The organism is Methylomonas rapida, from assembly GCF_024360925.2.
Classification (GTDB): Bacteria; Pseudomonadota; Gammaproteobacteria; order Methylococcales; family Methylomonadaceae; genus Methylomonas; species Methylomonas rapida.
In genome coordinates this window covers 275,677-298,665 of record NZ_CP113517.1, presented here as the reverse complement: position 1 = coordinate 298,665, position 22,989 = coordinate 275,677, and the positions used below count along the sequence as shown (strand labels likewise).

The 22,989-nt window shown below is 56.9% G+C and carries 18 protein-coding genes and 1 riboswitch; of the genes, 11 read left to right on the top strand and 7 right to left on the bottom strand.

Annotation, left to right across the window (positions count from 1 at the left end):
* Positions 1 to 134: 134 nt before the first annotated feature.
* The 10 genes from NM686_RS01355 (at position 135) to NM686_RS01310 (ending at position 12,097) form a co-directional block, all read left to right on the top strand.
* Positions 135 to 1,919: a PglL family O-oligosaccharyltransferase gene (locus NM686_RS01355; protein ID WP_255190154.1), complete on the top strand. Its 1,785-nt coding sequence runs from the start codon at positions 135 to 137 to the stop codon at positions 1,917 to 1,919.
* 173 nt (positions 1,920 to 2,092) lie between these two features.
* Positions 2,093 to 2,839 (top strand): prepilin-type N-terminal cleavage/methylation domain-containing protein, encoded by a 747-nt coding sequence (locus NM686_RS01350; protein WP_255190153.1) that lies wholly within the window; start codon positions 2,093 to 2,095, stop codon positions 2,837 to 2,839.
* Between the two features lie 320 nt (positions 2,840 to 3,159).
* Positions 3,160 to 3,690, top strand: coding sequence for an REP-associated tyrosine transposase (locus NM686_RS01345; protein ID WP_255190152.1), 531 nt, complete (start codon positions 3,160 to 3,162; stop codon positions 3,688 to 3,690).
* A 65-nt stretch (positions 3,691 to 3,755) separates the two neighbouring features.
* On the top strand, positions 3,756 to 4,853 hold the full coding sequence (locus NM686_RS01340; protein ID WP_255190151.1) for a type II secretion system protein: 1,098 nt from the start codon (positions 3,756 to 3,758) through the stop codon (positions 4,851 to 4,853).
* 498 nt (positions 4,854 to 5,351) lie between these two features.
* Positions 5,352 to 7,133 carry a hypothetical protein gene (locus tag NM686_RS01335; RefSeq protein WP_255190150.1) on the top strand — a complete coding sequence of 594 codons (1,782 nt, stop codon included), beginning with the start codon at positions 5,352 to 5,354 and terminating at the stop codon, positions 7,131 to 7,133.
* Positions 7,134 to 7,135: 2 nt separating this feature from the next.
* Entirely contained in the window at positions 7,136 to 7,846 is a 711-nt protein-coding gene (locus tag NM686_RS01330; RefSeq protein WP_255190149.1) for a hypothetical protein, read from the top strand.
* 8 nt (positions 7,847 to 7,854) lie between these two features.
* Complete coding sequence (locus NM686_RS01325) at positions 7,855 to 9,507, top strand: GspE/PulE family protein (protein ID WP_255190148.1); 1,653 nt, start codon at positions 7,855 to 7,857, stop codon at positions 9,505 to 9,507.
* Between the two features lies 1 nt (position 9,508).
* The gene (locus NM686_RS01320; RefSeq protein ID WP_255190147.1) at positions 9,509 to 10,732 is read left to right on the top strand and encodes a type II secretion system F family protein; all 1,224 of its coding nucleotides are present in this window, start codon (positions 9,509 to 9,511) and stop codon (positions 10,730 to 10,732) included.
* A gap of 9 nt (positions 10,733 to 10,741) precedes the next feature.
* Positions 10,742 to 11,194 (top strand): hypothetical protein, encoded by a 453-nt coding sequence (locus tag NM686_RS01315; RefSeq protein ID WP_255190146.1) that lies wholly within the window; start codon positions 10,742 to 10,744, stop codon positions 11,192 to 11,194.
* Positions 11,195 to 11,812: 618 nt separating this feature from the next.
* Positions 11,813 to 12,097, top strand: coding sequence for a hypothetical protein (locus NM686_RS01310; RefSeq protein ID WP_255190145.1), 285 nt, complete (start codon positions 11,813 to 11,815; stop codon positions 12,095 to 12,097).
* 204 nt (positions 12,098 to 12,301) lie between these two features.
* Here the strand turns inward: NM686_RS01310 and NM686_RS01305 are convergent, their stop codons facing one another.
* The 7 genes from NM686_RS01305 to NM686_RS01275 form a co-directional block, all read right to left on the bottom strand.
* Positions 12,302 to 13,936: a SulP family inorganic anion transporter gene (locus NM686_RS01305; protein WP_255190144.1), complete on the bottom strand. Its 1,635-nt coding sequence runs from the start codon at positions 13,934 to 13,936 to the stop codon at positions 12,302 to 12,304.
* 111 nt (positions 13,937 to 14,047) lie between these two features.
* On the bottom strand, positions 14,048 to 15,520 hold the full coding sequence (locus NM686_RS01300) for a polysaccharide biosynthesis C-terminal domain-containing protein (RefSeq protein WP_255190143.1): 1,473 nt from the start codon (positions 15,518 to 15,520) through the stop codon (positions 14,048 to 14,050).
* Positions 15,521 to 15,606: 86 nt separating this feature from the next.
* Entirely contained in the window at positions 15,607 to 16,572 is a 966-nt protein-coding gene (locus tag NM686_RS01295) for a helix-turn-helix transcriptional regulator (protein WP_255190142.1), read from the bottom strand.
* Positions 16,573 to 16,683: 111 nt separating this feature from the next.
* Positions 16,684 to 17,373 carry a tRNA (guanosine(46)-N7)-methyltransferase TrmB gene (trmB, locus tag NM686_RS01290; protein ID WP_255190141.1) on the bottom strand — a complete coding sequence of 230 codons (690 nt, stop codon included), beginning with the start codon at positions 17,371 to 17,373 and terminating at the stop codon, positions 16,684 to 16,686.
* A gap of 195 nt (positions 17,374 to 17,568) precedes the next feature.
* On the bottom strand, positions 17,569 to 18,156 hold the full coding sequence (locus tag NM686_RS01285; protein ID WP_255190140.1) for a hypothetical protein: 588 nt from the start codon (positions 18,154 to 18,156) through the stop codon (positions 17,569 to 17,571).
* Between the two features lie 92 nt (positions 18,157 to 18,248).
* The gene (locus tag NM686_RS01280; protein ID WP_255190139.1) at positions 18,249 to 20,204 is read right to left on the bottom strand and encodes a thrombospondin type 3 repeat-containing protein; all 1,956 of its coding nucleotides are present in this window, start codon (positions 20,202 to 20,204) and stop codon (positions 18,249 to 18,251) included.
* Positions 20,205 to 20,265: 61 nt separating this feature from the next.
* Positions 20,266 to 21,408, bottom strand: a complete 1,143-nt coding sequence (locus NM686_RS01275; protein WP_255190138.1) for a choice-of-anchor E domain-containing protein — start codon at positions 21,406 to 21,408, stop codon at positions 20,266 to 20,268.
* Between the two features lie 71 nt (positions 21,409 to 21,479).
* A riboswitch (cyclic di-GMP riboswitch) is annotated at positions 21,480 to 21,562 on the bottom strand.
* A 558-nt stretch (positions 21,563 to 22,120) separates the two neighbouring features.
* Here NM686_RS01275 and NM686_RS01270 point away from each other — a divergent pair.
* Complete coding sequence (locus tag NM686_RS01270) at positions 22,121 to 22,948, top strand: undecaprenyl-diphosphate phosphatase (protein ID WP_255190137.1); 828 nt, start codon at positions 22,121 to 22,123, stop codon at positions 22,946 to 22,948.
* Positions 22,949 to 22,989: the final 41 nt, after the last annotated feature.

The window sequence follows — 22,989 nt, the reverse complement described above, 5'->3', positions numbered from 1 at the left end:
CATTCCCTGGTACCCACGGTCCGCCGAGGTAACCGATACCGGCATGAATGCCCGTATGCATTCCCACGCAGGCGCGCGGGAACGAGAAGAAAACGAGAGAAAACTTGCATCACGCCCCTTGTTACAAACCGTCCATGTTTAATCGACCTTCATCTAAACCGTATCTCAGCCTAGTTTTACTGTCCGCATTGCCGGTATTGCCGTTATTTGCGCCTTGGCAATTATTTCCGGTCACTTCGTTTCAACAGGAATGGCTGGCCATGGCCGCTGGCTTGCTGGCTTGTCTGGGCGCTTGGCCCGCGCTGCATAACACATCGCGCCTGGCTGTGCCTGTCATCGCTTGGCTGCCGCTGGCCCTTGCCGGTTTCATCCTGTTGCAAACCCTATTCTTGCCGCAGATGATTAGCCAGCATGCGGCTTTGGCCATTTGTTATTTGTTGTGGGCAGCCTTATTGATCGCGCTGGTCGGGTTGTTGCGGCAACGCATTGGCCGGCCGCCGTTGAGCTGTTGGCTGGCTGGCGGTCTGCTGGCCGCGGCGCTGTGGGCTTCCTGCCGGGAACTGGCTGCCCGGCTATGGGGTGAAGCGGGTGTTTGGGGCGGCACAGGACAACCTAATCATTACGGCGATTTGCTGGCGTTGGGCGGAGCCTCGTTGCTGTATTTACAAAGTTCTGCTACCACGCGGCGCAAAGGCTTGTGCATGCTGGCAGGTATAGTTATTGCCGTAGGATTAAGTCTGACTGCATCGCGCAGCGTTTGGCTGTATTGGTCGGCCGCGGCCCTCATTGCCTGGTATTACCGGCCTGACTGGCTAAAACCGCTAGGTATCGGGTTTGCCGTCTATGTGCTGTTTCAAGGCCTGTGGGCGTTGGACATTTTGCCCATCCCGCAAATGACGGCCGCCGAAAAGTTGGCGGCGAATATAGAAGGCAGCTCGCCGCGTTGGCACATCTGGAGCGTTGCCTGGGATTTGTTTTTACAGCGGCCGCTGTTGGGCCATGGCTTCGGCGAATTCGATTGGGCTTATTATCAGGCCGGCCATTTTTTCGCCGAACAAGCCACCCGCATCGAGCACGCGCATAACATCGTCATGCATCTACTGGTCGAATTGGGCGTGCTGCCGGTGGTGTTACTGACGGGTGCGGCGACATTCTGGCTACGAGGCGTGCTGGCGACTGGCCAAGGCAACGTGGCCGACACGCCTATCGACAGTATGGATGCCAGCATGCGGGCATGGTTATTGATGCTAACAGCAGTACTGGCTATCCACAGTTTGTTGGAATATCCCCTGTGGCATGCACATTTTCTGGGAATTGCTGCTTGGCTGCTGGCTATAGGCGAGCAGCGGTCTTGGCAGGTTCCGGTATCGAAGCTGGGCGCCGTGCTGGTCGGGAGCTTGACGTCACTGGCCTTAGCTGCCGCTATCGTACACGAATGGCAATATACGCGGATGGAACTAGCCTTGCTGAGCGCGATGGCGCAACAAAATGTGCAACGGGAACAGTATCTAATCGACATTTGCCAAGAGATTCCCGATACCGCACCACTGCTGAAGCCCTATGTACCGGTAGTATTCACCCTGACCGGCCACCCGGAAAATCCGGCCATGCGCGAGCAATTGAAGGTGCTGGCCGAAGCCGCCGTGCGCTTCACCCCTACCGCAAGCCTGGTCTATCGTTTGGCTCTGCTGCAGGCGCTAACCGACGACGTGGTCAATGCCCGTAAAACCATCGACAGAGCCTTGACGGCCTATCCGAACAATGCGATTGCTTTCGCCGAAGAATTATTGCGCATTCAAGCCTATGCGGGGCCACGCATCGATGTTCTGATGGCGCAACTATTGCCTGTGGTTAATCCGCAATTGCAGGCTAACTTACCGAACGGCGTTAAGGCCAAGGTCAAACAGGTGGTGCATTGATGCCGCGGAAGATAAGTCGCATCTCCTGGTTCCCAAGCTCCCCCGTGGGAACCCATACCGGCCTTGGCGCATAGGGTAACGTCATGCCATTGGCGCAATCCGAATCCATTCCCATTGATGCCCATCAAGGGGCGAGAGCGTGTGGGAACGAGAAACCGAGAAGGGGCCGGCGCATGCGAACGAGTGCGCGCGCGCAAGCCGGTTTCACCTTGCTGGAATTGCTGGCAGTCATCGCCTTGCTGGGCGTGCTGGCCGGCGCAGCCGTCATGGCTTACGATGGTGTGCAGGATCAAGGCCGCGACGATGTCACCCGCTTCGAAATGGCGCAAATCCGCGAGGCTTTGTTGCAGTTTCGGCGTGATACGGGCGAGTTCCCTTGTCAGGTTTACCGGGATGGCGCTTATGCGCCGGATAGCGACAGCATGGACCGATTGATTTTTGCCGGCTTACCCGCAACACCGACCTTGGCCGATTATCAAACTTGGTGCCGTAACGGCTTTGCCGGCCAGCAAGACGACGCCTTGAGCCTGTTGTTGAAATTTCCCTATGACGACACCGACACCGACGTTATGGGCTTGTTATGGAATCCGGATACCAAGCGCGGCTGGAATGGGCCTTATGTTAAAGACACCGGTCTTGCCGACGGCTGGGAGCATCGCTTTGTGCTGTTGTATCCCGAATTGGATTTTCGCCCGGCGTATCGTTGTAAAGTCGGTACAGGCGGCGATTTGGATGTGACAACCGGCGAGTATGAATGCCTGACGGCGGACGATCCGAATTGGGATGACACCACGTTTACCGCAGCGGCCGATACGGCCCGGCTGGTGAGTTTCGGCCCGAATGGCGTTTACGACAGTCAAAATGCCGCCAACCCTTGCGATGCCGTTGGCGACGATCTTGTGCTGTGTCTGCTGCAGTAGCCGGAATATGAAAGAGTGCTGGTATTCCTGGTTCCCACGGTCCTCCGTGGGAACCGATACAGACTGTCGAGTATCGGGTATCTCTGTCGGAGAGCGGTGGCTGGTATACATTCCCACGCGGGAGCGTGGGAACGAGGGTGGCGAGCCGTTGCGAGCTGTCTCTGGTTCCCACGGCCCCCCGTGGGAACCGCTACAGAGCCTGAGCGCGAGTACGGAGCTGTTGCTGACATGGACATGCCGGTCTGCATTCCCACGGAGGACCGTGGGAACGAGGGGATGGGGGAGCGTGGGAACGAGTGTAAGTACTGAGGAGACAAAGCATGGGTAGAAGCCGTTATCGAATCGTCGATCCAGAATTGCCGCATTTCGTCACCTGTACGGTATTGCACTGGATTCCGGTATTCACTCGCCCGGCCACGGTGAATATCGTGCTGGATAGTTTGCGATTCCTGATGCAAAACGGGTTGAAATTGCATGCTTACGTGATTTTGGAAAACCATCTGCACATGGTGCTGCAAAGCCCGCAATTGGATCGGGATATGGCCCGCTTCAAGTCCTATACGGCCAAGCAACTTATCGCTTATCTGGCAGAAAACAACGTGACTCAGATTCTGGAGCAATTGGCTTTTTACAAAAAAGCGCATAAAGACGACAGAGGCTATCAATTTTGGCAGGAGGGCTATCATCCGGAGTGGATTCAAAACGATGAGATGATGCGGCAGAAGGTCGACTACATCCATCGGAATCCGGTTGAGCGGGGGTTTGTGGATTTGCCGGAGCACTGGCGCTATTCCAGTGCGCGGAATTATATGGGGCAACCGGGATTGATCGAGGTTTGCCGCGCATGGTGAAGACCCTGTGCGTTCCCAGGACTTCCTGGTTCCCACGGTCCTCCGTGGGAACCCGTGCCGGCTGCATGGCGCATTCTGAATTCCCATTTACGCCCTGTGGGGTACGCGGGAGCGTGGGAGCGAGATCGCGAGGTTTCACCCTGCTGGAAATGCTGCTGGTGATTTTCTTGATGGCGCTGGTGGCATCCGCCGGCTTGATGTTGACCGAGGGCGTCGAAGACCAGGCCAAATACGACGAGACCAAGCGCCGCATGGAGTTGATCCGCAAAGCCATCGTCGGCGACCCGACCCGCACGGTTAACGGCGCGCCGGAGATTAGCGGTTTTGTGGCGGATATGGGAAGGTTGCCGGGGTGTTGGAGAGAGTTGCTAGAACCTTCAGATTGTAATGATCAGCCGTTGAAAGAGTATAGCAACGGGGCTTGCGTTGATTCGACCTTTACAAATGAAAGTGATTGTCAAGATGCCGGTAAGCTATGGGTACCTATAGCTTTTGGTTGGCGAGGGCCATATATCTCGGTAGTCCCCGATCATGATGGTGTTCGACGTTTTCGAGATGGTTACGGCAACGAAGATATTGACGATGATCTGAATTTTGGCTGGGTTTGGCGAATGTATGATGCTGATGACGAAGAGACTTCAAATCCCGACGAAGCTGTTCTGATTCGGATCAAAAGCAAAGGCTTTGACGGCCAAGAGGATAGTTCCGATGATTACCCAAACGACACCATCGCTAATGTCACACCACTCATTGACTCTAGGGACCATCAGGTAAAGCTTGATAATTGGTCTGGTCGGGTATTGTTCATCAATAGGACATCAAATCCAGTGCCACCAAATCCAGCCGATACCTTCACTCTAAAGCTGAAACTAAATTATCCCGATGGCAATGGGGGGGTAGGTTTGGCAGTAAGTAATACTTTTACTTTGTCGGGCAGCGATCCGATTCCTGCCGGCGCGTCTGATTATTCCCCGCCGATCACTTTTTCCGATGGAAAAACGCCTCCACTAGGAATGCACACCCTCGAAGTGTTATGTGACGACGACACCGAGTTTACAAATTCATGTCCGGGTGATTCCGATCACGACCGGTTTGGAAAAATCTCCATGCTGCCATTTTCGCAATCGACGGAATTTAATCTGATTTGGGATATTGATGATTAGTGCCTGCGACCGCAAGCCCCGAGTGGCTCAGTTTTCCCTGGTTCCCACGGTCCACCGTGGGAATCCATACGGCGCTCGATCGCGGGTATGGAACCAATACCGGTGCGGGCAGGTCGGTCTGCATTCCCACGCAGGAGCGTGGGAACGAGGTGGGGCTGGCCGGAAATTACTCTGGTTCCCACGGTCCTCCGTGGGAACCCATACGGAGCTCGAGCGCAAGTACGGAGTTGCTGCCGACGTGGACATGCCGGTCTGCATTCCCACGCGGGAGCGTGGGAATGAGGTCGGTGCGGGGGTTACTCTGGTTCCCACGGTCCTCCGTGGGAACCCATACGGAGCTCGAGCGCCAGTACGGAGTTATTGCCGACATGGACATGCGGGTCTGCATTCCCGCGCGGGAGCGCGGGAACGAGGTGCCTCGAGAGTTGCTGGTTACGCTGGCTCCCACCGTCTCCGTGAAAACCCATAACCCTTGATAAAACCGAATAACAATACCCGATGAATTTCGACCGTTTTTTGCATTTTGCAAAACCCTCTGAACTCCTGGTCTGCGAAACCGATGGTTTTTCGCTGCGCGGGGCCGTGCTGGCGAAGGTTGGCAATCATGTAGACGTGTTGTACCAAGCCAAAACCGAGCAGGTGGACATGGCCGAGGCGGTGGCGGATTTGTTTGCGGCCTTGAAGGCGGAGGGCTGGAAGGGCGGCGGCAAGGCGGTCCTGTTGTCGCCGGCGGTGTTGTCCACGCTGGTGGAATTGCCGGTCAATCCGAAAAAGCCCCGGCCTTTGCCGCAGATGCTGGAGCTGGTGCGCTGGGAAGTCGAACCGTTGCTGATGCAGCACATGACCCGCTGGTCGGTCGGCCATTTGCTGGTGGGCCAAGGTTATATGACCGAGGAGCAGGCGCTGGCGGTGATGGACTTGCAACAGGGCAAACCCAATCAGGCCGGCGGCCTGGAACTGTCGGAAAAGTTCTCGCTGCGGCGTTTTGGCGAGTTGGCGGAGGAACTGGGTTATATCAAACGTAGCCAACTCAATGCCTGCCTGACCGGGCAGGAGTGGTTGAAGGCCGATGACGAACAAATCGAGTGCGGCTGGGTGCCGCAAGGACCGTTGGCGGATGTGCCGGGCACGTTCAATTGGCTGGTCAGCTGTGTCAACAAATCGCTGGTACAGCGCTGGGTGTCGGTATTCGCCCGCCACGGCGTCAAGTTGAAGCAGTTGTATCCCTTGACGGGCTGTAGCGGCGCGCTGTTGCCGAAAAGCGCGGCAAACGCGGTGATCCTGGAGTCTCACCCCGGTCTGGCCTTTGGCACCCGCCTGGCGGCGAACGCGGTGAATGGCCAGCATCAATACATGAATTTGGCGAAATCGCCGCTGGAAATTTGCCTGGAAAGCTATCATGCGATGCACGTCGCGCCCAATGAAGCACTTTGGCTGGCATCCTGGCGGCAAACGCCGGATTTGGCCGGCGAGTTGCGGCAGATGTTGGCGATCGACGTGCATGAGCTAGAACATGAGGCATTGTCGGACTGGGTTTCCCCCGGCATGCTGGGGGCCGCTCAACATGCCCTGGGCCTGGCCGACGACAGCCGTTGCGTCGGGGTGCGCGAGGGCGGCCCGTTGCCTGCCCTGCCGCATCGTTTGGAATTCCGGGCCGCAGCCTTGCTGGTGTCGTTATTGCTGCTGGTTGCGGCGGCGGAAATTTCCTTGCTGGTGCGAAAAAGTGCCATAGACAGTCGCAAGCAGGAGGTGGACGCACGCTGGAAGGTCGTCGACGAGGCAACCAAACGCATCAATGCCCAAATCGAACAAATCAACCAGCGCAAACAGGCCCTGGCTCAACAAAAAGCCGATCAGCAACGCTATCAAGCCTTGTTGGATTTTTATGGCGGCGAGATTCCCGCCAGGACGGCATTGGTGCAAGGCGTGTTGGGCATATTACAAAACACGGTGGGCGATGACGTGGTCATGATAGGGATAGACGAGCCGGACAAAACCGCGGCGTTGCCTGTCGTGACGCCGCCCGGCAACGCGCAGCAAGACAAGCGTATCGAGGTGGAAAATTTCCGGCTGGAAGCCTGGGCCATCAATGAAAATGCCGCGCAAAGCTTCATCCAGGTCATGACGCAGGCGGTGCAGCCCTGGCAATTGGAGGTGCGTGACGCCCTGGTCGCCGCCCGCAAAGGACCGTTGAATGCCGATGGCTTTGCCGTGACGATGCGATTGGTGCGGCTGATCGAGCCGGAAGGCGCGGTGGCGAAACCGGCGAAGGAGGGCTGACGATGAAATTGCCCAATTTGAAAGACCGTGAGCAGCTCCTGCTGGCCGTGACGATCAGCGTGATCGTCTTGGGCGGCTACGCCTGGCTGCGTTTCGTGCCGGCCCATCGCGTGATAGCGGACCTGACCCAAAGCGCCGATGCCACCGAACAGCGCTTGCTGACCACCAGCATTCCGGAAGAGCCCGGCGAAGACATGGAAAAGCTGGAACAGCAACTGGACGAGCAGGAGCGGATGATAGGGGCGGTTCGCGCGGAAGCGGAGGCTTTGGAGCGGCGACTGGCGCCGATGGACTCTCACGACGCCATCATGAGTATTTCGCAACTGGCGCGCCAGACCCAACTGCGGGTGCGGGTCAACGAACCCTTTAAAACCTCGGCGGCGGTAGCCGCGGCGGATGCCGGCAAAACCAAACCCGGCGGCAAGAAAAAGGCCAAGGCCTCGCCCGCGCCCAAGGCGGACAATAGCGCTTTGGTGATGCCGCCGGCCAGCGCGGGCTGGATGGCCCGCATGGCCCCCGGCACGGTGTTTTATCGACCGATGCAGCGCCTGGAGCTGGAAGGTTCCTATCTGGCCTTGCGCCAATTCATCCATGGCTTGGAAACCTTGCCGTACCAGATCACGGTCGTGCGGTTGACGGTGGAAAAAATGCCGGTGCCGGCGCCGCCGGGTTATCCGCAAAGCTTGCTGGCGGAATTGGTACTGGCCTTGTAGAGGAAATCATGGCATTGAACGATGAACAATTGATCGAGGCCGGCATTCGCAGCGGGCTGATCGACGCGCAGCTGGTGGAGCGCTTTCGTCTGGAAGCGCGGCGCCAGCGCGTATCGGTGCTGGGCATGGTGCAGGCGCATTATCGTTTTCCGTTATCGGCGCTGTATCGGGCCGTGGCCGAGAAAATGGGCGTGGCTTTCGTCGACTTGCAAACGCTATCCGTGGACGGCGCGTTGTTGAAAAAAATTCCGCCCAGCTTGGTACAGCGCAAGCTGGCGCTGCCGATGAGCGACGGCGAGCAGACCCGGCTGGTCGTGGCCGACCCTGGCGACAGAGGCACTATCGATTCGATACAACGCTTGCTGGGCAGGGTCTTGCCGCTGGCGATGGCGGATCTGGCCCTGCTGCAGCTAAAGGTCAGCCAAGTCACGGCGGGCAAGGGCGGGCAGCTTGGAAGCACGGCGGTTTCGGCCGACAACGAAACCGATTTGGTGGCCTTGCTGGATACCATCATTCGGGAGGCCTATTTCAATCGCGCCTCCGACATCCACTTGCTCACCGAAGCCGGCGGCTTGCGCGTGCGTTTGCGGGTGGACGGCAAGTTGCGCGATTATCCGGTCGAAGCCAACGCCGCCGTGGCGGCGGCCTTGGTCTCGCGGGTAAAGGTGCTGTCCGGCCTGGACATCGCCGAGCAACGCCAGCCGCAGGACGGCGGTTTCACCTACCACCTGTCGCCGCCCATCGACAAGGCCTTCAATATCCGTGTCGCCACGGCCCCTACCCGCCTGGGCGAACGCATCACCATGCGCTTGCTGGGACAGGAAGCCAGCGGCTTGACGCTGACCGATCTGGGCATGATGGAAGAGGATTTGCGCCGTTTCCGTCAGGCGATTCACAAACCCTACGGCATGATTTTGCTGACCGGCCCGACCGGAAGCGGTAAATCGACGACCTTGTTCGCGGCCTTGCAGGAGATCAACCGGCCGGACATCAATATCATGACGGTGGAAAATCCGATCGAATATGTGATGGATGGCGTTTCCCAGGTGCAGACCGGGCCTAAGATCAACTTCGCCGATGCGCTGCGTTCCTTTCTGCGCCATGATCCGGATGTATTGATGGTGGGCGAGATTCGCGACCACGAAACCGCTGACGTGGCGGTCAAGGCAGCGATGACCGGGCACTTGGTGTTTTCCACCCTGCATACCAACAACGCCGTCAGTGCCGTGACCCGGCTGATCGACATTGGTTGCGAACCGTTTTTGATCGGCTCGACCATGGCGGCCGTGATCGCGCAGCGCCTGGTTCGCCGGCTATGCGAACATTGCCGCAGACCACGTTGGGCCACGGAGCAAGAGCTGCTGGAGTTGGGCGCGCCGGATCAGCAGGTTCAGATTTTCGAACCGGTGGGCTGCGTGGTTTGCCAGGGCGCGGGATTTCGTGGACGCTTGGGCCTGTTCGAGACGCTGTGGTTCGACGAAAAGCTGGCGCGGCTGGTTGAGCGCGGCGCCGACGAGGAAGCTCTGGAAGCCATCGCCGGTGAACGCCTGCAATTCATGTGGGAAGATGGCTGCCGCAAGGTGAGGCTGGGTTTGACCACGCTGGACGAGGTCCGCGACGTGGCGGTGCGCAAAACCCGCGACATGTTCGCCTTGAGTTGAGATGCCGCTGTTCTCCTATACCGCCCTGGATAGCCGCGGCGCCGAAGTCACGGGCCGCGTGCAGGCCGACGATCTCGCGACCGCCGCGATGATGTTGCGGCAACGCGGTTTGCGTTTGATGGAATTACAAGCGGGAGGCGGCCGCGCGGGATTTTTGGGGCAGGAAAATTTTTCCGACTGGCTGGCGTCGCAACGCTCGGTCGGCAAGGCGGCCTTGATTTTTTTCTTCCGCCAGATGGCCTTCATGTTGCGGGCCGGTTTGCCGGTGGCACAGGCGCTGGAATTGGCGCAGGCGCAGCTTGCCGATAGCCGTTTGAATTTGACCATACGCTTGATGCTGAAGGACATCGAGGCGGGCCAGTCGCTGTCGTCGGCGATGGGCAAGCACAAGGCGGTGTTCCCGGACATGGCGGTCAACCTGGTGGTGGCTGGAGAAAGCAGCGGCGAGCTCGATGCGATCATGGACAGGCTGGCGGTGCATCTGGATAAAAAAGCGGCGTTGCGCGCGCAAATGATCAACGCGATGATCTACCCGGTCATCGTGATTCTGGCGGCGATAGGCGTGGGCGTTTTCATGGTGGTCAAGATCATTCCCAAATTCGCCAAGTTCTTGCTCGGCAAGGGTAAGGCGCTGCCGCCGTCCACGCAGCTGTTGATCGACATGTCGGACTATGCGCGCCTGAATGGCCCCTTCATCCTGGGCGGCCTGGCGGCGCTCGTCGTCACGGTGTTGCTGCTTTATCAAACCCGGCCAGGCCGCTTATGGCTCGACCGGATTTTGCTGCGCCTCCCGGTGATGGGCAATCTGTTGATCACGGGGTCCATGGCGCAAATGACCTGGGCCTTGTCGATACTGTTACGCAGCGGCGTGACGGTATTCGATTCGATGAAAATCACCGCCAACTTGCTGGGCAATCGGGTGTACAGCGACAAGCTGATGGAATGCTCGAACAAGATTCTGGAAGGCTGGGATATTGCCAGAAGCGTGGATCATCCCAGGATTCCGCCATTGGTCGTGCAAATGATCGCGGTGGGCGAAAGCACCGGCAGCCTGGACAATGTGTTGCTGGAACTGGGGATTTATTATGAAAAACTATTGGAAATTGCCATCAAGCGTTTGTCGGCGATGATAGAGCCGGCAATGATTCTGGTGATCGGCAGTATGGTGGGCTTTGTTTATTATGCATTTTTTCAGGCGTTGTTTTCGCTGGTGTCGGGCAGATAAGAGGGTGTCGTGAAACGTTTTTTTGGACTTTGTGGTTGGGTTTTGACAGTGGCGCCATTGTGCTCGGCGCAAGCTTTGGCGGAAACGCCATTGCCTTCCCAGGCTAGCGCGCCGCCTCAATTGAATCAGCAACGGGGGCGCGACCCGTTTACCCCGAGCACGCTGATGTACGAGTCCGTGGGCGCGCAATCCGCCAATGGCGGCGGGGCTTACGGTTTCATGCCGTCCGGTGACGGCATGCATGTGCCCAGCATGAAATTGCGCGGCTTGCTGAATCAGAGTGGCAGTGACTTCATCGCTTTGCTGGAAGTGGCGGGCGTCGGTACGTTCATGGTGCGCGAGGGCGATGAGTTCAACATCGACCCTTCGCAGCCGAAAAACGCGATTCGCATCGACAAAATCACTCGTCTGAGCGTGACCGTCGAGACCGGAATGCTGGGTTCGATCAGGGTTTTGAGATAGCTTGCGCCGCCAGCCGTGGTGGCATTGCAAAGGGTATTGGATTTCTGTACCCCGGAATCAGTGGGGGCCTTGTTCACCCTAAAAATATCAGCAGTCCACGAAAAGCACGAAATACACAAAAGAAATCATTACGTTATGAACGCTTATCGATTCACCTGTTCGGAGCAGCTCTTTAGGATAGTAACTGTTTGCCACTTTTCGTGATTTTCGTGTGTTTCGTGGACCTAATGATTTTTCTAGATTCACCCGGCTTTTCAATACGCGAACCGCGGGTAAGCATTGGCAACGTCGGGATTGCTCGGTTTATACCATTCCTTGAAATCATGCGGGAGCTCGAGGAGGGGTGCAATGATGCAGAATCGCAAGATGCCGTCGGTTGTAACGTACAAATTGCCGCCGGTCTTGGCGTTCGTTGGTTTTTGCTGAATTGCTGTATGCGAGGTTTTCATGAAGGGCCAAATTTATTAACGTCGACCATAGTCTCTACTATGGTTACTTAAAGCAAGCTTAAAGTCGGATTATATTTCGGCAATTGGCCCGCAATGTCGGGATTGACGGGCACGGTAATGGTATTCCGGGTTTGTTTTGCGCATTCAGGCTCAATCGGAGAATTCCCTTATGAAGCAATTGATTCTTGGCGTGTTGATCACGCTGGCGGTCAGTGTCGCCAACGCACTGCCGGGCGAGGCACGGTCCTTGTCATTGGAAGAGATAACCCTGGAGCAGATCAATTTGCAAGGGCAGGTTCAGACCTGGAGACTGCACAAGATTTGCATCGATGAGCAGGCTTACTTGATGTTGAGCAAGGGACTTACCGAGCCTATCAGTATTTCCGCCTCGTTCAAGGACGGTAAGCCCGAACCCTGTCACATCGAACCGAGCGACAGGCCCGCCTCGAAATGAGCGGTTTGGTAAAGGCCGAGCAAGCCGGGAAACTTTCCACATTTTGTGCCATCGCCCTTTGGGGCGTCGTAAAAGCCAAAACAGTTCCTTCTTACTCCGGGAGAAGGTTAGGATGAGAGCAATAAATCAAATACTTACTTCAATACCCTCCTCGCCCCAACCCGCGAGTAGAGGGACTTTTACGACACCCTTCTGAGATGGACGTTATTTTTTGCTCATATCCTGAGCGATCTGTTGTATGCGGTCCAGCACATTTGACTTGCCGACTTGACCAACTAGGCCGGCGCGGCGCAGTTTTTCGAAGACATTCGGTCTTGCACCGCACAGGATCAGACGGGTTTTGTGCCGTTTGCAGTTATCCAGCAAATCCCACAGCGATTGCAGGCCGGTTGCGTCGATGAAAGGCACTTTTTCCAGGCGCAAGACCAGAATTTCAGCATGGCCATGAATCACTTCCAGCGCGGATTCCAGTCTTGCCGCCGCCCCAAAAAAGAAAGGTCCTTCCATGGCAAAAACCACGGTATTGGCCGGCAGGGTAAAATCCGCGTCATCGAGTTCTTCCCTGACGACGTCGTGCGCTTGTCGCTCTATGCCCACGGCTTCCGACATGCGTTTCATGAATAGCAGCGAGGCCAGCATCACGCCGATATTGACGGCAATGACCAAATCCCCGAATACGGTAAGCAAAAAGGTAATCAGCAACACTGCCACATCCGGCTTCGGCGCCGTTCTGAGCATGTGACCGAAACGGTGCAACTCGCTCATGTTGTAGGCCACGACAAACAAGATGGCGGCCAACGCGCTCAGCGGAATCAACGACGCATAAGGGGCCAGCAACATGACGATGCCGATCAAGGTCAAGATATGCACAATTCCCGCCAGCGGGCTGTTGGCACCATTGCGCACATTGGTCGCCGTGCGTGCAATCGCGCCGGTAGAGGCAAAGCCGCCGAACAGCGGGGAGCATATGTTCGCAATCCCTTGACCGATCAATTCCTGATTGGCGTCATGTTTGGTGCCGGCCATGCTGTCGGCGACCACGGCGGACAGCAGTGACTCAATCGCGCCCAACAAGGCAATCGTAAAAGCCGGCCCGATTAATTGCAGCACCTCGGATACCGAGATTGCCGGCAGCCGGAATTGCGGCAACTGCTGCGGAATACCGCCAAACGCGCTGCCTATCGTGGCCACGCCGTCCCATTCCAATTGCCACTGCGCGCAGGTGGCAATCAGCATGGCGACCAGCGGGGCGGGCACGCGTTTCAGAATCCGGCCGGAAATCCACAACACCGCCAAGGTCAAGCCGCCTAGCAAGGTGGTTTCAACGTGCAGCCCTGGAAACGCCTGTGCCAGCGCCCAAAATTTTTCATGAAAATGCTCGGCGCCGGCTGCGGGACTCAAGCCCAAAAAGTCTTTCCATTGGCCCACAAAAATGATGACCCCGATACCGCTGGTAAAGCCGACGATGACCGGATCGGGAATGTATTTGATGACGCCGCCCAACTTGGTAAGCCCCATCAGCAACAACATGATGCCGGCCATCAGGGTGGCTATTTGCAAGCCGCCGATGCCGTATTTGCCGGTAATGCCGGCTAGAATCACGATAAAGGCGCCGGTTGGCCCCGCGATCTGCACGCGGCTGCCGCCAAACAATGATGTCAGCCCGCCGGCCACGATGGCCGTGTATAGTCCTTGTTCGGGTTTGGCGCCGGAGGCTATCGCAAAGGCCATGGCCAGGGGCAGCGCCACTACGCCGACGATCACACCGGCCAACAGGTTGTTCAGCCAATGCGCCTTGGACAATAAGCCCGCGCGCCCGGCTTCAAGAATTGCAATCATTGGAAAGGTTTCACTGGCTTATCGATGAGTCCCATGATAACACCTGGGTTGTAGCGATTGCCGCTTATAAATCCCTTCTCCGGCCGGGAGAAAGTGACAAATCGCCTTCCATCAACGCCGCCGCAACAATGGTCTCAGATCGAACACCGCCACCACGGCCAGATAAATCGCCAGGCCCAAGCTGCCGCTGAGCCAGGGATTCCAGGCGTAGGTTTCCAGCAAATGGCGGTTGCCGAAATACAGCGTCAGGCCCAACGCCACGTAGACCGCAAGTTTGCCCAGGGGATAGGCAACCGGATAAAAACGCTGCCCCAGCAGCCAGGACAGGCAGACCATGAAAAAATAACAGGCGAATGTCGCCCAGGCCGAGCCGACATAGCCCCACAGCGGTATCCACCAGATGTTCAAGGCCACGGTCAGCGCGGCGCCGGCCAGCGATACCCAGGCGCCCAGGCCCGTGCGGTCGCTGAGTTTGTACCAAACCGACAGATTTACATAAATTCCCAGCAGCAGGTTGGCCAGCAGCAGGATGGGCACCACCGGCAGGCCGGCGCGAAATTCTTCGCCGATGAAATATTTGAACAAGTCGATATACAGCGTCACTAGCAGAAAGATGAACACGCCGGCGATAACGAAATATTGCATCACTAGCGCATAGGTGCGTTTGGCGTCGGCGCGGCCGGCGTAGGAAAAGAAGAAGGGTTCGCCAGCATAACGAAAGGCCTGCACGAACAAACTCATCAAAATCGACAGTTTGTAGCAGGCGCCGTAAATGCCCAGCATTTTCAGATTGGTTTGCAAATCATACGGCAGCATGATTTTCAAAATCGCCCGATCCAGCATTTCGTTGACCATGCCGGCAAAGCCGATGACCACCATCGGCAGCGAATAGCGGTTGATCGGTGCCAGTATCCGCCAATCCAGCCTGAATGGAATGGCGCGGAGTTGCGGCAGCAATAACATGCTTTTAAAGACGCTGGCCGCCAGATTGGCGATGAAGATGTAACCGACGCCCATGTTCGAATCGTACAGCTCGGCCAGTGGCGCATCCGGCCACAGTGAGACTAGCTTTGGACAAGCCAGCAGAAAAAACAGATTCAGCGCGATGGTGACGAATATTTCCGTCATCTTGATGCCGGCAAAGCGCCAGGCGCGATTTTCGGCGCGCAAACGGGCGAACGGCAACGCGGTGAATGCGTCCAGCGCCAGGATGCAGGCAAACCACAACAGATATTCAGGGTGATCGGGGTAGCGCAGCCAGTCTGCCAGGGGCTGAAGCCAGTACCCTATCGCGCCGACGAACGCCAGATTGGCGATGGTCAGAAAGCTTTGGGCATTGTGATAAACCGCATCGGCGTCGTATTCCGCTTTTTGCCGGAAGCGGAAATAACCGGTCTCCAGCCCGAACACCAGTAAAACGGCAAAAAAGCCGGCATAGGCGTAAAACTCCGAGACCACGCCGTACTCGCCCGCGCTGAACGTGTAGGTGTAGAGCGGAACCAGTAAATAATTCAGAAAGCGGCCGATGATGCTGCTGAGGCCGTAAATCGCGGTTTGGGAGACGAGTTGGCGAAGCGGGTTCAAGCGTGGATTCCTGTTGGGGCCTGGGCCCGATTGGGTTAAATCCCGCTATTCTAATCCGATTGGGCCGATTAGCGGTTTGCGGATGTTCAATCCTGTCCGGCCAGGCGTTTGGGTGGAAAACCGAAATATCTGCTGAAAGCCGCACTGAAATTGCTGGCGTGGTTGTAGCCCACCGCGGCGGCGGCCATGCCGACCGAACAGTGGCCGGACTGCAGCAACTGGTGAGCCTCTTTCATGCGGATGTCCAGCAATAAGCCGTAAGGGGTGCTGTCGAAATAATGATGAAACAATTGCTTGAGTTTGAATTGGTTGGTGCCAACCCTTCTGGACAGGGCTTCCACACTGGGCGGATTTTGGTATTCGGCGAGCAGGATGTCGCGAGCATGATGCGCCATGGCGCGCTCCTTAGCGCCGAAAGACCGCGTCGCCGGTCTGTCCTCGCTCAACAGGCCGCTCAGTTCACTCGCCAATATCGCCGTGGCCAGCCCCTGTCTGAATAACGGTTTGGCTAGGTCGGCGACATCGCTTCTTAGCAAGGCCCGCGCGGCTGCAATGCTTTGTGTCGATGTCGGCAGCTGTTTCAATACGCGGATCAGGTTCTGATCGAACAATGTGGTCACCGCCTGTTCGCCAAAATGGCGCGTCAGCCAGGTTTTGCCCATGACGAAGCGCAGCTGGTTTACCGTTTTTTGGCCCTGATAGTCCCGCGTGCCTTCGCTGGCGCGAAACGTGGTGATGGACGTGTAGCCCTGCTTGAAAACCACACTGTCGCCATGCTTTGGCTTGAACCGGGAATGGCCCTGTAAAGCCAGCGTCACGACCATCTTGGTTTCTTGATTGTCCGTCCGCGTCAAAATCGATAAATCCTGGCGGGGCGCGTAATGGGTCTCGATGCAATGCAACTCGGGATCGAGCTTGAAGAGGTTGGAGTATCCCCGGCCCAAAGTTTCCGGCAAATGCTGGCGCAAGCAGTCGTCATGCGCAACAAGTTGCAGGGCCGGGTCATCGTTGCGGATGCTGGTTGAGCTGGCGGGACTCGATTTCGCGGACATGCTGCTCCCTTGGTCTGGCTTGTCGTCTCGGCAAGCTTGGTCCCGCATGTCGATTGCCCGGTTTTCAGCGTTGCTCACACAGGGCGAAACCGGCATGGGGCGGCCTTTGCATCAGATTTTGCTAAAAATCAAATCCCAAACGCCATGGCCCAGTTTGAGGCCGCGGTTTTCGAATTTGGTCAACGGCCGATAATCCGGGCGAGGACAATAATCGCCGGTCGGACTGGTGTTTTTCAGGCCGGCATCCGCGGATAAGGTCGCCAGCATGTCCTTGGCATAATCCGCCCAATCGGTAGCGGCATGAAAATAACCGCCGGGGGCCAATTTCTTGTTCAGCAACATCAGGAAACTGGGGCGGACGATGCGGCGCTTGTGGTGGCGGCGCTTGTGCCACGGGTCGGGGAAAAACAGATGCACGCCGGCGAGGCTATGCTCCGGAATCTTTTGCTCCAGTATCTCGATGGCGTCGTGATGGTATATCCGCACATTGCTGATGCCGCGCTGTTCCAGCAACATCATCAAATGGCCGACGCCGGGACGATGCACTTCGATGCCGAGGTAATTCAAATCCGGATTGGCTTCCGCCATCGCAGCCAGACTGTCGCCGTTGCCGAAGCCGATCTCGACGATCAACGGCGCCTTGCGGCCAAAAGCCGTTTCTGCAGCGAAATCGGCCTGCGGCGACAGGCAATATTTATCCCAATGGCTGTCCAGCGCCTGTTTCTGGCCGACGGTGGCGCGGCCTTGGCGGCGAATGAAGCTTCTGATGCGGGCGGGATCGATTTTTTTGGATTCGGTCATGAGCGTGGCGATATGGGTCGGATAAAACAAAGGCCGAAAGCTTGGCCTGGACTATGTTCATGTTGTCATCGCAATTTTACCCGGATATTCGCACCAGGCGGCGTAATCTCGATCGCTGGCGCGGGTGGAAGGCATTAAAAAGCAAAAAACCCCGGGTTGGCCGGGGTTTGCGTGAGTCCATGCCGAATCGACGACTTATTTCGGACGACGGCGTTTCATCGAGCCTGCCATGCCGACTAAGCCGGCGCCAAACATCCAGGCAGCGGCTGGTAACGGCACGACTTGTACCTGGCTATTGACAAAATTGACATCGAGTCCGGTCACGCCTTTTAGGAAGCCGATGCTATAGGCATCGTTGCCCAGAGCCAATGCGCTTATATCGCCTGCATTGCCGAGTACGCTGAAGGTAAAGCGGGCGATGCCGAAATCGGAACCCGCATTGCTACCGTTGGTGATGCTCATGAAGGCGTAGTCGATAAGTCCCGAAGCCGCGTGTGCTTCATTGATGAATGAAGATTCCCAGGGTGGATTGGCAACCGCGCTGGAAACATAACTCAGCACGCCAGGGTCCCACTGCAATGAGAAGGCCGCGCCATCGGGGGCCAAGGTGAAATTTTCGCCGATCAGATCGATCGTCAGTAGTTCGCCACTCGCTACGGCAAGATGGTCGCCCTGACTAAACCTGACCACGTTGGTCAGCGAGGCCGAAGCCTGGGGGCCAAATAAAAGCAGCGTCAGCAGGCCGCAGAACAGGGAAAAACGACGAGTGTTTTGGTTATGCATATTAAATCTCCAGTCAATGTTTTGGGTATTGGGTAACGATTCATGTCTTGCAGGTTCACGCAACATCCTTGTCGCGCTAGCCTTTCAATGGATCAAGGCAGCAAACCGGCGGGCCCTGGCGGCTTACCCAGATAGGTTTTTGCAATATTCAAATCCATAGGATCGACGATGCCGTTGCCATTGAGGTCGTGGTTGGGTGAAACCAGGCCCAGTTTGGCTTTCAGCGTGTTGAGATCCAGCGGATCGACCACCTTGTTCTGATTGAAATCGGGGTCGCAGAGATTGCCGTAACCGTCGCCATTGGTGTCGCGTTGGTTGGCGTTCGCGACCAAGGTGCAGTTGTCTTGATTGTCCGGCACGCCGTCGCCATCGCTATCGATCGCTGGCGCCGCGATTGTTTCGTTGAACTCGGCACTGGCGATCACACTGGATTTTTGGCTGGAGGCATCGAACATGGTCTTGAAGTCGACGACTTCGGCCGTGGCGGTGTCCTCGAACAAATCCCGGGCGAAGGCATGCGACAAGGTCTGGTACACCAGTTCGGCCTTGACCGTGTAGTTCCCGGCCGGCAAGTCGGCAATGCGATAACGAATTTGATCGCTGCCGCCGACGAAATTGCCGTCCGCCAAAGCCTCGCCGACCACGCGCACATCGGCTGGCGAGCTGGCCTTGTTGAAGCCGGCCGGCAGGATGCGGTTGTCCTTCAGGTATTCCTTGCCGCGCAGCAGGGTATAAGTCACTTCGCCCAGGTGATTGCCCATGATGGCTTCGTAGACTTGTACCTGATCCTGTGACGTGATCAGGTCGTAATGCGGCTCGAAAACGCCTTCTTGCTCGTCGGCATCCACACCTTCTATGCTGCCGTCGGCATTGACCTTGCCGGATTCCCACACCGCCTGATTCTGTTCATTCAGTACGACGACATGTAAGTGCGCGCGTCTGGACGGATAAGCGCTCGGCAGCTTGTGGCCGGTAGTGCTATTGATTTGCAACGTGAAATCCAGCGTGCCTGCGGTTGACTGCTGATCGATGACGCTCACCGTGGCGGCACTTTTCAGCATCGTGTCGGTTTTGGCGATGGTTTCGGCAAAGTTGTTGGACAACACGCCGAGCTGGGTTTTGTTGTTGTTCAATATGTCCAGCATCAACTTGTTCGCGCCCACCAAGTCATGAATCGCGAAGTTGTTGCGCTGCACGCTGTACCAGGGCGGCCGGGTGGTGATGATCACGCCGTCGGTTCGGCTCATATGGCAGCCTTGGCAACTTTTCTGATTGACGTAGCTGCTGTGCTCCCACTCCATGTAGGGCGTTTGTTCCGGAAACTCGCTTTCCGGCGTCGTGCTCAACACCTTGCCGTCTTCATCGACGTAAGGCGTTTTCAGGTTATGGCAGGATGCGCAAAGCTTGGACTCCTTGATATGCGCGCTATAGACCGGTGTGTAGCCGGTGTTGTTGATCATCGGATTGGCGAAAATCGCGGTGTCGCCGGGACCGCCGAATGGGCCATAGATGGTCTTGGTGGTATTGATGTTGAAATTGCCAGACATCGCCGGCAATGTGCCCAAGGTGCTTGAGTTCGGAATTTGGTGGCATAAGGTGCAGCTTACACCGTCCATCGCGGCGTCATGCCTGGGATGCCCTGCAGTCAGGATGCCGCCGTCGAAAAGCGTTTGCGTGGCCAGCGAGCCGTCTTTCTTGGCCTCGTAACTGGCCATCGGCGCATGGCATTTGCTGCATTTGTCGTTGATCAGCGCTTCCAGTTGCGGATGCTTGGCGATTTCGCTGCGCACCTTGGCGCGCCAGAAAGGATCGCGGGCCGAATTGGCCATCATGCTCGATGACCAGTCGGTGACGATAGACACATCGGCGCCGTTTTTGTCCTTGATGCCGTTATGGCAAAGAGCGCAATTTTGCGAGCCGGAAAAATGCGTCGTGGTAAATGCTGGGTTGCCGCCGGATGCCGGCGGCGCGACAAAGGTCCCGGCGACTACGACCGATACTGGCAACAAAGTCGCCAATGTCAGCATGATTATTTTTAGGGTTTTCATGACAGGTCTCGAATAGAGGGGAGAGCCGAACCTCCTGTTCCGCTCCGCCCTGCATTGATTTTTAAGCGAGGCTACGCTTACGGCGGCCGATGCCAACAAAGCCCAGCAAGGCGCTACCGAACAACCAGACAGCGCCAGGTAGCGGTACCGCCGTGACGTTGCCGATCAGATTCAGGGTCAGTTGATAGTTTTGACGCGTGCTGCCCGCGCCGAAATCCGCATCGGACAGGTTCAGCAGGTATTGCGCGCTGAAACTGCCAGCGTTGGCTGTCAGCAAATTGGCGATGAAGCTTTGGCTGCCACCCTGGGCCAGGTCGGCAAATGCCGACAGGCCGGTATCGAATGCCCCGGCATCGCCGCTGGCGATGACGCTATCCAGGTCCAGGCCGATACGGTCGGCATTGGCCAGGTTGAACAACCTAAAATTCAAGGACGCGGTGCTGTTTTGCGCAACATTGCCGAAATCCAGGGTCAGGCTGGTGGTTTCGGCGTCGGTGTCGAAAGAAGCCAAGGCGTGCAGCAAGTAGCTGTAGCTGGCCTGTAAGGTACCGGACCAATCGACGGTATACGTCGCGGATGAGCCGCTGGCCTGGCCCTTATAACTGGATTGGGTGACCGTGGCCGACAGACTGGGTAGCGTCAAAGTCGCGTCGACGCTGCCTGTGCCCGCATAGGCGTCCAGGTTGCTGCTGTCCACGCTGGCAGTGCCATGAGTCGCGGTGGCTTCTGACGTGGATGGCCCCCAGTTGCATGAGATATTTCCGGTTTTACCCATCGCCAATGAGCAGGAGCCGCCCTCCAGGGAAATCGCGGGAGCCAACGGGATCTGGGCGCCGGCTGCGACCAGGGCGGCGGAACTGGCGCCGCTTCCACTCACGGTTTTGCCTTCACCGTTGCCCTTATAACCGGAACCGGAAATGGATTGCGTGCGGTTGGAGTTCAGTTGCAGATCGACGCCGGTCAAAACCCCCATGGCGGCGTTGAACCGGGCTACCGACACGGTGGCCGCGCTTGCGCCGTCGTTGGTATTGGTTAGCGATTTCGGGCCGCTGGCATAGGGATCGTTTGGATAATCCTGCGCGGCCGTAACCGAAGCAGAGCCAGTGAAGTTGATCGGTCCGCTGGTCGTGGTCAAGGCGGCCTGAGAGATACCGCTTGCCCCCAGTAAGAGCGCAATGGCTGTCAATTGAAAATGTACTTGCATGAAATTTAGTCCGTTATGTTGTAGTGAATGCATTCCGTGATACGCGGCCTGGGCCGCCCCTCCTATCACATGAGGGCAATCCGGCTGTCTTGATCGTCGGCAAGACCCGTGACTTTCCGAGCCTCGTTTCGCAACGAGGTTGGCGATAAGTGAAAGCATTCAGGTCAGCAAGGATTTTTCATCACCCTGCCGACTTGCGATGCGTAGTCACTCCTAACAATATTCAAATGTTGTAATACTGTTACTTTTTGAATAATCAAAATTTGTGCCACTTGCTCATCTCCATGTCATCAATTGCCTACAGCGGGACGGAATGTTTTCCGGTAGCGAAGCGTGCAGTGCGGCTTCGGCGAATTACGGGATATGACCTATTCCGGTTGTGGGATATGCCGGATGTGGCGTATCGGGTTATCCGCTGTCGATTCTGGGCGTCAGTGGTAAGAACAATCGAACGGCCAGGGCGCCGGGTGGCCGCATCTGGGTAGGCAGGCGACATTTATGCGCTGCGTTGGAGGAAAATTTTGCCGGGGCTTGGTGATTCGCAGTCTAGGCTTGCTGGCTAAAGTTATGTAAGTGCTGGCATTTCGACTATAATCCGGCCCCGTTTGCATGGTTTTGGCCCTGCTGATTCCCAACTGCTTTCTAAATAGCAACTACCCGATCAATATGCTGATTTTTTTCTATACGCCGATTCGGCGCGGAGTATGCCGATATGGACATTGAACTACTGATTAAATCCCTGATTTTGGGCGTGGTCGAAGGTTTGACCGAGTTTTTGCCGGTTTCCAGTACCGGTCATTTGATTCTGGCGGGCGATCTGCTGGACTTTAACGACGAAAAGGCCAAGCTGTTCACCATCGTGATTCAGGTTGGCGCCATCCTGGCGATTTGCTGGGAATACCGCGTCAAGATCGGCTCGGTACTGGCGGGCTTGACCAGCGAGCCGCGGGCACAAAAATTCGTGCTGAACCTGGCCATTGCCTTCATGCCGCTGGCATCGCTGGGCTTGTTGTTCGGCAAGCATTTGAAAGCCTTATTGTTCAAACCCATTCCAGTGGCACTGGCATTCATCGTCGGCGCGCTGGTGATCATCTGGGCGGAAAAGCGGGAGCATAAAGTCCGCGTGCATGAGGTGGAGGACCTGAGCATGCTGGATGCGCTGAAGCTCGGTATCGCGCAAGCCTTTGCGCTGATTCCGGGCACGTCGCGTTCCGGCTCGACCATCATCGGCGGCCTGTTGTTCGGCTTGTCGCGCAAGGCGGCGACCGAATTCTCGTTTTTCCTGGCCATACCCACGCTGATTGTCGCCAGCTTGTACGATTTGTACAAACACCGCGACTTATTGCATCTCGACAGCGATGCCGCCTCGTTCGCGGTCGGTTTGATGGCGGCCTTCGTCAGCGCGCTGGTCGCGGTGAAAGGATTGCTGCGTTATATCAGCCATCACGATTTCATCATTTTCGCCTGGTATCGCATTCTGTTCGGCCTGGGCGTGATTGCCACGTCCTATAGCGGCCTGGTGCAGTGGACCGTCGATTGATTTGATCGCGGTATCGTGTCGCGCGTTTCCCCCATTTGTTG

Coding starts and splice junctions, on each gene's coding strand:
- NM686_RS01270 (WP_255190137.1), top strand. CDS start 22,121: ATGGACATTGAACTACTGATTAAATCCCTGATTTTGGGCGTGGTCGAA.
- NM686_RS01285 (WP_255190140.1), bottom strand. CDS start 18,156: ATGCATAACCAAAACACTCGTCGTTTTTCCCTGTTCTGCGGCCTGCTG.
- NM686_RS01345 (WP_255190152.1), top strand. CDS start 3,160: ATGGGTAGAAGCCGTTATCGAATCGTCGATCCAGAATTGCCGCATTTC.
- NM686_RS01335 (WP_255190150.1), top strand. CDS start 5,352: ATGAATTTCGACCGTTTTTTGCATTTTGCAAAACCCTCTGAACTCCTG.
- NM686_RS01320 (WP_255190147.1), top strand. CDS start 9,509: ATGCCGCTGTTCTCCTATACCGCCCTGGATAGCCGCGGCGCCGAAGTC.
- NM686_RS01275 (WP_255190138.1), bottom strand. CDS start 21,408: ATGCAAGTACATTTTCAATTGACAGCCATTGCGCTCTTACTGGGGGCA.
- NM686_RS01310 (WP_255190145.1), top strand. CDS start 11,813: ATGAAGCAATTGATTCTTGGCGTGTTGATCACGCTGGCGGTCAGTGTC.
- NM686_RS01295 (WP_255190142.1), bottom strand. CDS start 16,572: ATGTCCGCGAAATCGAGTCCCGCCAGCTCAACCAGCATCCGCAACGAT.
- NM686_RS01325 (WP_255190148.1), top strand. CDS start 7,855: ATGGCATTGAACGATGAACAATTGATCGAGGCCGGCATTCGCAGCGGG.
- NM686_RS01340 (WP_255190151.1), top strand. CDS start 3,756: ATGGCGCATTCTGAATTCCCATTTACGCCCTGTGGGGTACGCGGGAGC.
- trmB (WP_255190141.1), bottom strand. CDS start 17,373: ATGACCGAATCCAAAAAAATCGATCCCGCCCGCATCAGAAGCTTCATT.
- NM686_RS01355 (WP_255190154.1), top strand. CDS start 135: ATGTTTAATCGACCTTCATCTAAACCGTATCTCAGCCTAGTTTTACTG.
- NM686_RS01280 (WP_255190139.1), bottom strand. CDS start 20,204: ATGAAAACCCTAAAAATAATCATGCTGACATTGGCGACTTTGTTGCCA.
- NM686_RS01305 (WP_255190144.1), bottom strand. CDS start 13,936: ATGATTGCAATTCTTGAAGCCGGGCGCGCGGGCTTATTGTCCAAGGCG.
- NM686_RS01350 (WP_255190153.1), top strand. CDS start 2,093: ATGCGAACGAGTGCGCGCGCGCAAGCCGGTTTCACCTTGCTGGAATTG.
- NM686_RS01330 (WP_255190149.1), top strand. CDS start 7,136: ATGAAATTGCCCAATTTGAAAGACCGTGAGCAGCTCCTGCTGGCCGTG.